1 protein-coding gene is annotated in these 469 nt (G+C 40.3%); it reads left to right on the top strand.

Annotated features, from left to right (window positions below; genetic code table 11):
- Window positions 1-12 precede the first annotated feature (12 nt).
- Window positions 13-411 carry an SCO4402 family protein gene (locus AC0L3U_RS38435; protein ID WP_473364966.1) on the top strand — a complete coding sequence of 133 codons (399 nt, stop codon included), beginning with the start codon at window positions 13-15 and terminating at the stop codon, window positions 409-411.
- The last annotated feature ends 58 nt before the right edge of the window (window positions 412-469 follow it).

The raw sequence follows: 469 nt of genomic DNA on the forward strand, positions 1-469 counted from the left end.
CGAATATAAAAAATGGAAAAGCTGGAACTCTCCGAACTAAAATTTCCTAGTATGAGAGAGGAGCTTATCTCATACTTGAGTGGGTTGTCAGACCTTGACTATCAATACCAGGCTTGGGTAGAACGGTCATCGCCGGGGTTAGATTATGACGAGTTAAATTACACAATACATTTTTTATACGATGACACGGGGTTAGCTGAAAACGCTTCCGATTGGATAGGTTTGGTCCTGAGGGATGAAAAAGAAGCAAGGTCCGTTGAAAATGTAGTAGGTGCACTTGATGTGGTTTTTGATAAGTATGGTACTGAACTTTCTGACAAAGAATATTTAGAAAAAAGAGAGTGGTCGTGGGTGGTTAGAGCGTCTAAGGATGCTCTAACTATTCTGCTTTCAATCTTCATCTCGAATTAAAATAAATCCATCTTCCTTTTTCCTGCACCTGCCCCCGAGTCTCTTCTATTTTGAAAGC

The organism is Bradyrhizobium sp. Kon69 (genome assembly GCF_055807515.1).